Below are 1126 nucleotides of genomic sequence, written 5' to 3' on the forward strand. Positions count from 1 at the left end.
CCCGCGGCCAAGCCCGGCATGGTGGCGGCATTGACCCGTGGCGACAAGCCGGTGCTGACCATCTACGGCATCCTCGACGGCGGCGTCGAGCACCTGACCAACATCGGTGCCGACAAGAAGAGCCTGACCCGCGTGCCGCCGATCACCGGCACCTTCGCCTCGCGCCTGGGCTTCAAGCTGCACAAGGAGTTCAAGCCCGGCTACGCGGTCATCGGTACGCTCGAGGCGGGCTTCAACCTGGACGACGGCACCCAGGGCCAGAGCGGCTCGGCCAGTACCCCGGATCGCATCTTCGGCCGCCAGCTCTTCGCCGGCCTGTCCACCCCCTTCGGCGACTTCACCTTCGGCCGCCAGTGGTCGATGCTGACTCTGGCCATGCGCGGCTCGGACCAGCTCGGGCCGAACATCTACGCGGTCGGCTCGCTCGACCCCTACCTGCCCAACTCGCGCTACGACAACTCGCTGGTGTGGCAGAACAAGTTCGGCAACGGCATCTCGGCCGGTGTGGCCTACTCCTTCGGCCGTGACACCAGCGGCGGTGCGCCGGGCTCGGGCACCTGCGGCGGCGAGAGCGCGAGCGACGCCCAGGCGTGCAAGGCCTGGTCGGCGATGGTGCGCTACGACGCCAAGCAGTTCGGCGTGGCCGCTGCCGTCGATACGATCAAGGGCGGCACCGGCGCCACGGCCTTCTTCTTCAACGGTGCGGCACCGTTCGCCTTCGCCGACTCGAGCGACAAGGACACCCGCATGACGCTGGGCGGCTACGTGAAGTTCGGCGACGCGCAGTTCGGTGCCGGCTGGCTCGGGCGCAAGGTCGACACCGCCACGACGGACGTCGAATCGGATATCTACTACGTGAGCGCCAGCTACAAGCTCACGCCGGAGATCAAGATCGACGGCGGCATCCAGCGGGCGGTCAACGACGACCAGGACCGCAACGCCACGCTGACGGCGGTGCGCGGTTTCTACACGCTGGACAAGGGCCTGGACGCCTACGCCCAGGTCGGCCACATCAGCAACAGCAGCAACGCCAGCTACCAGCTGTCGGTCGGTCCGGGCGTGGCCCCGGCCGCCGGCGAGAGCCAGACCGGCTACATGGTGGGCTTGCGCTACTTCTTCTGAGCGC

1 protein-coding gene is annotated in these 1126 nt (G+C 68.4%); it reads left to right on the plus strand.

The features are described from left to right. A partial coding sequence (locus tag I8J34_RS24095; RefSeq protein ID WP_214364170.1) for a porin occupies nucleotides 1–1122 on the plus strand: 1122 nt, incomplete at its 5' end. Nucleotides 1123–1126: the final 4 nt, after the last annotated feature.

The sequence above is a fragment of the Denitromonas iodatirespirans genome (assembly GCF_018524365.1).
Classification (GTDB): Bacteria; Pseudomonadota; Gammaproteobacteria; order Burkholderiales; family Rhodocyclaceae; genus Nitrogeniibacter; species Nitrogeniibacter iodatirespirans.